General features: G+C 43.0%; 5 protein-coding genes. All 5 read right to left on the reverse strand.

Annotated features, from left to right (window positions below; genetic code table 11):
• Positions 1 to 473 precede the first annotated feature (473 nt).
• The 5 genes from sgrR to leuA all read right to left on the reverse strand — a co-directional run bounded on the left by sgrR (position 474) and on the right by leuA (position 7,350).
• Entirely contained in the window at positions 474 to 2,150 is a 1,677-nt protein-coding gene (sgrR, locus tag JK188_RS15315) for an HTH-type transcriptional regulator SgrR (RefSeq protein ID WP_211886324.1), read from the reverse strand.
• 506 nt (positions 2,151 to 2,656) lie between these two features.
• Complete coding sequence (gene leuD / locus JK188_RS15320; protein ID WP_181477421.1) at positions 2,657 to 3,259, reverse strand: 3-isopropylmalate dehydratase small subunit; 603 nt, start codon at positions 3,257 to 3,259, stop codon at positions 2,657 to 2,659.
• An 11-nt stretch (positions 3,260 to 3,270) separates the two neighbouring features.
• A complete protein-coding gene (gene leuC / locus JK188_RS15325; protein ID WP_211886323.1) occupies positions 3,271 to 4,674 on the reverse strand; it encodes a 3-isopropylmalate dehydratase large subunit in 1,404 nt (467 codons plus the stop codon).
• Between the two features lies 1 nt (position 4,675).
• Entirely contained in the window at positions 4,676 to 5,767 is a 1,092-nt protein-coding gene (leuB, locus tag JK188_RS15330) for a 3-isopropylmalate dehydrogenase (protein WP_211886321.1), read from the reverse strand.
• Between the two features lie 2 nt (positions 5,768 to 5,769).
• On the reverse strand, positions 5,770 to 7,350 hold the full coding sequence (gene leuA / locus JK188_RS15335) for a 2-isopropylmalate synthase (RefSeq protein ID WP_211886319.1): 1,581 nt from the start codon (positions 7,348 to 7,350) through the stop codon (positions 5,770 to 5,772).
• Between the last annotated feature and the right edge of the window lie 486 nt (positions 7,351 to 7,836).

Here is a 7,836-nt window from a genome sequence, read left to right on the forward strand (position 1 = left end):
AGACAGTATATGGATATTAGATAATAATCACTGACGGGATTATGAATATTTAGGGTTATTCAACTTCATCCCAAGATAATCACAGGATCATGCACTAGGTTATCCACAGGATTTCTGGATAACTGTGAAAAACTGCGATTACTGTGTGCATTTACAGCCTTGACTAATGTCATTTATTGAAGCTCGTCACAAAAAGCGAGTAAGTTAAGTACATTCCTTGTGGATAAAACATGCATTGATTGATCTTTGCTCAGTTGAACTCCTAACAAAAAAACACGGAAAAACTCACAGTGGATATCTGGTGTGAAATTCATTTATTACTATGATTTATAATGTTTTATTTTTTAGTGTGATTTTTTGTTAGAAATGAACAGTTGGGATATACCCTGATTACTATCTGGTTGTTCACATGGATATCCACAGAAAAAGTGAATAAAATCCATTTTACTCACTCTAACTGTTTATAACTATCATCAATTCTGTGCATTATCCTCAGTTGGCTTAAACCAAGCTGATTTAAAGTCAAACCAGCCAAAGGTATTCATACGAACACCCCGCATCGTTCTTTGCCCTTGTAGCTCTAACCAGTGATGAAAAATTGGGTGGAAGATCTGGGAATCAATCAAACTCTCACACCAAGATTCCACATCTAATTTTTGCTGGCGCCAAAGTTGTAACTCTTCATCGAGGTTTTTCCCCAAACATTGGCGCAATAGTGGCATTTCGTACAGCGTAGCGAAGATAGAGAATTCAAGAGGCTTATAAAAGTTGGCGGTGGAGAGCCAGATATCGCTTTTAGCATCTCCATTAAACCAATCATCATAATCAACGATGTTAATTTTAAGTGTCACTCCTTGAGTTTCTAACACTCGCTTCATGATTTGGCTGATAGCATAGAATTCATGATGATGGCGATAAAAAGTGACAGTTAGCTCAGTTAAGTCTTCAGGTTTGGTTCGCTGGGAAAGCATTTTACTGTGGTGCCAATGAAGCAGTAATCCATAAGCCGGCGCCCAGTGGCGTTGATAGAAGGATTCACAGTGCGCCAGTAGGTTGACGGGCGTTAAAAAGCTGCACAGCCATTTACGCACATCTTCCCGTTGAGAAATGTCGGAGCGTTGGTCGAATAACAGAAAATAGCAACCTTCCTCCATGCGGCTTTCGAGGGAGTCATTGTGGCGCTTATCTCCATCCATTTTTAATGTGGTACACACCATCTGCTCAGAAAGTTCGGGAACCACCCAAATGGTCACTTCATCTAACAAGGCGCGATAGCCAAAATAGCGGTCAAAAGCGCTGATGGTGAGTTTCTGCGGGATATTGGTTTCGACTTCATAAGGACCTGTACCAATAGGGCGCTGACTAAAGCCGCTGATGGTTTCCCACTCTTTTGGGAGAATGGCGGCATGTGGGCTACCGAGTAACCAAGGAAATTGCGTATCAGGATGGCTCAGATGGACGTCAATGACATAAGGCTGCGAAGAAGTGACCGAGTGAATATGCGAGAATAGCGGCCAGCACTGCTTTAATCGTAATAATGAGTGGATAATATCCTCCACTTGCATTTCACGTCCATGATGGAAATAGATAGCTGGGCGTAAATAAAAGCGCCAATGTTGTTCGTTAATGGCTTGCCAGTGGTGAGCAATACCATCTTCCACTTCCCCTTTTTCCTCATTTAAGTGAGTTAATCCATTAAATATCTGGCTCATTAAATGGATTTCAGAGCGGCGCATTGGGGTGCCAGGAAGTAAGTTAGGAAAATCACGGTAATAAATGATGCGCAGTAAGTTTTTACCTTGTCGATAACTTCGCTCAAGCTCAGATAAGACCATTTGGCGGATAGTCTCTTTATCGCCAACGAGCGCCACGAGTTTTTCAATACTTTCTTCTTTTAAAAGCTGCTCAGCCTGTGCTTGTTGTAGCTCTAATCCATTGATATGAAAAATTAATGCGGAGCGTTTTCCTCGTCCTGATTCTGCTTGCCAACTGAGCCAGCCATGGGACTGCATATTATTGAGCAGGGTGCGAACATGACGGCGAGAGCAAAACAAAATATCGGCAATATCTTGCAATGTGGTTTCACTGTTTTTTCCCTGAAAATGCTGCCACAAGCGTACAAATTGCGTTTGTAATCGAGAATTAGACATAAAAGAGGAACTCCAGAATAAATTGCATCAATTTTAATATCCTATATTCCGTAGATAATAGGGGGCAGTAAGTAGCTCTATTGACCTGTCTGTTGCAGGTTTACTCCCCCTTTTATTGAGTAATGGTATTTTTACCAGCCGGTATGTGAATGCATACTGGCTTTTTTTCTTCATATTTCATGCTGTGGCTGTGTTGGCCTCACTCGGCTAATCAAGTCACATACTAATGTATACTCCTATTTTTCTTCATATTTCACTCTGTGACTGCGTTGGCTTCAATCGGCTACTCAGGTCACATACTAAAGTATGCTCCCAGAGATATCCTCATTTTGCCGCCTTGCCACAACGCGAACTATTTTGAAAAATATAAAGAGGCAATTAATTGAATAATTGCATATTAGGAATTAATGGGGAAGGATTTATTGGTAGGCGTGGTTTGTTGGAGTTGAGTTCTACTTTTATGAATACAAATAGGCAAGAAAAAGCCCACCGAAGTGGGCTGGGGATTAATTCATAAAAGCGGGAAGCTTTTGCTCGTAATCCTTGATTTGGTCAACGTGCTGTAACGTCAAACCAATGCTGTCTAAGCCATTCATCATGCAATGACGGCGGAAGCTGTCAATTTCGAAAGCATAAACTTTATCACCAGCGGTGACGGTTTGCGCTTCTAAATCGACAGTGAACTGGCAACCTTCATGCTGGTTCACATAATTGAACATCTCATCCACTTGCTGCTCGCTTAATTTAATTGGCAACAGTTGGTTGTTAAACGAGTTACCGTAAAAAATATCGGCGAAACTTGGCGCAATAACCACTTGGATACCGAAATCGGTTAATGCCCACGGCGCGTGTTCGCGAGATGAACCACAACCAAAGTTTTCACGGGCTAACAGAATGCTAGCGCCTTTAAATACCGGTTTGTTCAAAACAAAATCAGGGTTAGGTTGCTGACCTTTATCATCTAAAAAACGCCAGTCATTAAATAAGTGCTGACCAAAGCCTGTGCGCGTCACTTTCTGCAAAAACTGTTTTGGAATAATGGCATCGGTGTCGACGTTTGCGGCATCTAAAGGGGCGACAATCCCAACATGCTTAATAAACTTATCCATGGTTTTCTCCTTTAGATTTGAATGTCACGAACATCAGCAAAATGACCGTTAATCGCTGCGGCAGCAGCCATTGCAGGGCTAACTAAGTGGGTACGACCCGCACGACCTTGGCGACCTTCAAAATTACGGTTGCTGGTGGATGCGCAGCGTTCACCCGGATTCAAACGGTCGTTGTTCATCGCTAAGCACATTGAGCAGCCTGGTAAGCGCCATTCGAAGCCCGCATCGATAAAGATTTTATCCAAACCTTCCTGTTCAGCTTGGGCTTTGACGGGACCGGAACCTGGTACCACAATGGCTTGTACGCCAGACGCGACTTTTTTTCCTTTGGCAATGGCAGCCGCAGCGCGTAAATCTTCAATACGTGAGTTAGTGCAAGAGCCAATAAAAACTTTATCAATCTTCACGTCGGATAACTTAATACCTGATTCCAATCCCATGTATGCCAAGGCTTTTTCCGCAGAAGCACGTTCGACGGGGTCGGCAAACGATTCTGGGGCTGGGATCGGTTGGTTAATGGCGATCACTTGCCCTGGGTTGGTACCCCAAGTGACTTGCGGGGCAATAGTCTCGGCTTGGATGGTGATCACTTTGTCAAATTTTGCATTATCATCGGTTCTTAACGTTTTCCAATATGCAACGGCATCATCCCAATCTTGACCTTTCGGTGCAAATTGGCGACCTTTCATATAATTAAAGGTGGTTTCATCGGGGGCGATAATGCCGGCTTTAGCGCCTAACTCAATCGCCATATTACAGACGGTCATGCGACCTTCCATACTCAAATCTTCAATCGCGTCACCGCAGAATTCGACAATGTAGCCCGTTCCACCTGCGCTACCCGTGGTGCCGATAATAGCTAAAACGATATCTTTTGCGGTGATCCCCGCAGGCGCTTTACCCACCACTTCAATTTTCATGGTTTTGGCTCGCGCTTGTTTCAAAGTTTGGGTTGCCATGACGTGTTCAACTTCGGACGTCCCAATTCCAAAAGCTAATGCGCCGAATGCACCGTGAGTGGCGGTATGAGAGTCACCACAAACGATGGTTGTACCCGGTAAAGTGATACCTTGCTCTGGCCCCATAACATGGACAATACCCTGATATGGGTGATTTAAATCGTATAAAGTCACGCCGAATTCTTCGCAGTTTTTCATCAACTCTTGCATTTGAATTCGCGCCATATCGCCGCAGGCATTGATATCTTTAGTCTGCGTTGACACGTTATGATCCATGGTTGCAAATGTTTTGCTTGGTTGATGCAGCGGGCGATTTTTGGTTCTTAAACCATCAAACGCTTGCGGTGAAGTCACTTCATGTACCAAGTGGCGATCGATATAAATTAAAGGGATTTCGTTTTCAACTTCACGGACAACGTGAGCGTCATATAATTTTTGGTATAAAGTCTTCGACATGTTAAACCCCTTCTTCAATATAACGGGCGATAATGTCACCCATTTCACTGGTACTGATTGATTGACCATTGCCCGCTAAATCCGCAGTACGATAGCCATTTTCTAATGCTTTATTCACCGCTCTTTCGATAGCATCTGCCGCTTCCGTTTGATTCAAACTGAAGCGCAATAACATGGATGCCGATAAAATTTGTGCGATTGGGTTGGCGATGTTTTTGCCTGCGATATCTGGCGCTGAACCGCCTGCTGGCTCGTACAAGCCAAAGCCATCGGCGTTTAAGCTAGCAGAAGGCAACATACCCATCGAGCCAGTGATCATCGCACACTCATCGGAAATAATGTCGCCGAATAAGTTAGAGCACAGCACCACATCAAACTGAGAAGGGGCTTTGATCATCTGCATCGCTGCGTTGTCGATATACATATGGTTTACTTCAACGTCTGGGTACTCTTTGGCAATTTGGTTAACCACTTCGCGCCATAATACGGAGCTTTGCAAAACATTAGCTTTATCAATTGAAGTCACTTTATGGCTACGTTTACGCGCAGATTCAAAGGCAATACGGGCAATGCGTTCAATTTCATAGCGGTGATAAACTTCGGTATCGAAAGCATATTCTTCAGCGCCTTCGCCTTTACGTCCTTTTGGCTGACCAAAATAGATCCCGCCAGTTAATTCACGGACGCATAAAATATCAAACCCTTGAGCGGCAATATCGGCGCGTAATGGGCAAAATGCTTCTAATGCTTGGTATAAACGAGCAGGGCGTAAATTACTGAATAATTTAAAATGCTTACGCAATGGTAATAATGCGCCGCGTTCAGGCTGGCTGTCTGGTGGCAAATGTTCCCATTTTGGACCACCGACTGAGCCAAATAATACGGCATCAGCTTCTTCACAACCTTTGACTGTTGCTTGCGGTAATGGCTCGCCGTGATTATCAATGGCGGCGCCACCCACATCATAGGCTTTGGTTGAAATTGTGATAGCAAAGCGCTTACTAATCGCGTTCAAGACTTTATGAGCTTGAGCCATCACTTCGGGGCCGATTCCATCGCCCGCTAATACCGCAATATTAAAATTCGTAGACATGTTTACACCGCTTCCTTTGTATTAATTTGTGACTCTTGGTCAGAGATTTTTTGTTTTTCTTTTTCGACTTGTTCTGCACGCCAAATACTATTTAATACGTGCACCATGGCTTTTGCAGATGATTCAACGATATCCGTTGCTAATCCCATACCGTGGAAACGACGACCAAAACATTCAGCGACGATATCCACTTGTCCTAAGGCATTTTCACCCTGACCTTTTGCGGACAATTGATAAGAAACCAATTTCATTGGGTAGTTGGTGATTTTACTAATCGCTTGATAGATAGCATCAACAGGGCCATTTCCGGTCGCAGCTTCTGATTTTTCTGTTTCACCGCACTGCATTTTGACTGTTGCAGTGGCAACAATGCTTGAACCTGACTGTGTACTAAAGTAATCCATGACAAAGTGGTCAGTTTCGTCTTGCTGTTTCGCGAAAAAGGCTAAAGCTTCTAAGTCATAATCAAATACTTGCCCTTTTTTATCCGCTAAATTCAAGAATGCGGTATACAGCTCATCTAAATTAAAATCTTTACCTTCGCTATAGCCCATCTCTTCCATACGGTGTTTAACGGCGGCACGACCTGAACGGGACGTTAAGTTTAATTGCTGCTCTTTTAAGCCGATGGATTCAGGGGTCATAATTTCGTAAGTTTCGCGATTCTTTAACACGCCATCTTGGTGGATCCCTGATGAGTGCGCGAATGCGTTGCTGCCCACAACCGCTTTATTAGCAGGGATTGGGGTATTGCATAATTGGCTAACTAACTGGCTGGTACGGTAAATTTCTTTGTGATTGATATTGGTGTGCACACCTAACATCTGTTCACGTAATTTAATCGCCATGATCACTTCTTCTAATGCGGTATTTCCTGCGCGTTCGCCTAATCCATTAATGGTACCTTCCACTTGGCGAGCACCCGCTTGAACGGCGCTGATGGAGTTAGCGACGGACATGCCTAAGTCATCATGGCAATGAACGGAGATGATGGCTTTATCAATGTTAGGGACGCGCTCATATAAAGAAGAGATAATGCCACCGAATTGATATGGGGTAGTGTAGCCGACGGTGTCTGGGATATTAATGGTGGTTGCGCCTGCGCCGATGGCAGCTTCTACAATACGACATAAGTTATCAATGTCTGTACGGCCTGCATCTTCACATGAAAATTCTACATCATCGGTATAGCGGCGCGCACGTTTAATGGAGTTAATCGCCATGTCCATCACGCCATCAAACGTTTTGTTTAACTTTTTCTGCATATGCAAATTGGATGTCGCTAAGAAAACATGAATACGGAATGCTTCAGCCACTTTCAACGATTCTGCTGCAACATCAATATCATTTTCAACACAGCGAGCTAATGCGCAGATACGGCTATTTTTAATTTCACGGGCGATAGTTTGAACAGATTCAAAATCACCTGGGGATGAGACAGGGAACCCTGCTTCAATAACATCGACACCTAAGCGCTCTAATGCAAAAGCAATTTGTAATTTTTCTTTAACTGATAAGCTGGCCTGCAAGGCTTGTTCGCCATCACGTAAGGTTGTGTCGAAGATGATAACTTGGTTGTTCATAATGCGTTCCTCATAGACTAAATTTTGTTGTTTTTAATTCTGTTTGTTGGATTCCCATCTAGCCGCAGGCATAAAAAAACCCGCTAGTTGCGCGGGCTTCTTTATGTTTGTGGACAGTATTTGTTTTACTTTCCATCCATAAGCATACCGCGCAAATTGGCTGCGAGTAGTAGTAGGCTTAGTAGGCGGATAGAAGATGTCATGGTTAACTGTCTCTCTTTGAATTTCAAATAATCTGTATTTATTGATACGTGATTCCAATAATAATGTCAAACTTAATTTTTTGAGCGTTAAATGCTTGGAAGTGCGTTGTTACTGATTATTGGAATTTACGTCTGATATTTATAATTTTCATGATGTTTTTGCCTATATAAGGGAGTAAAAAGCAGGCTAAAATTTCACCTAAAAATTAGTGGCATAACTATATTTCTATAACGTAATGATTTTTATTATGTTTATGTAATGAAAGTATGCAGAGGTTAGATA

Source organism: Providencia sp. JGM181, assembly GCF_018257375.1.
In the GTDB taxonomy this organism is placed as follows: Bacteria; Pseudomonadota; Gammaproteobacteria; order Enterobacterales; family Enterobacteriaceae; genus Providencia; species Providencia lanzhouensis.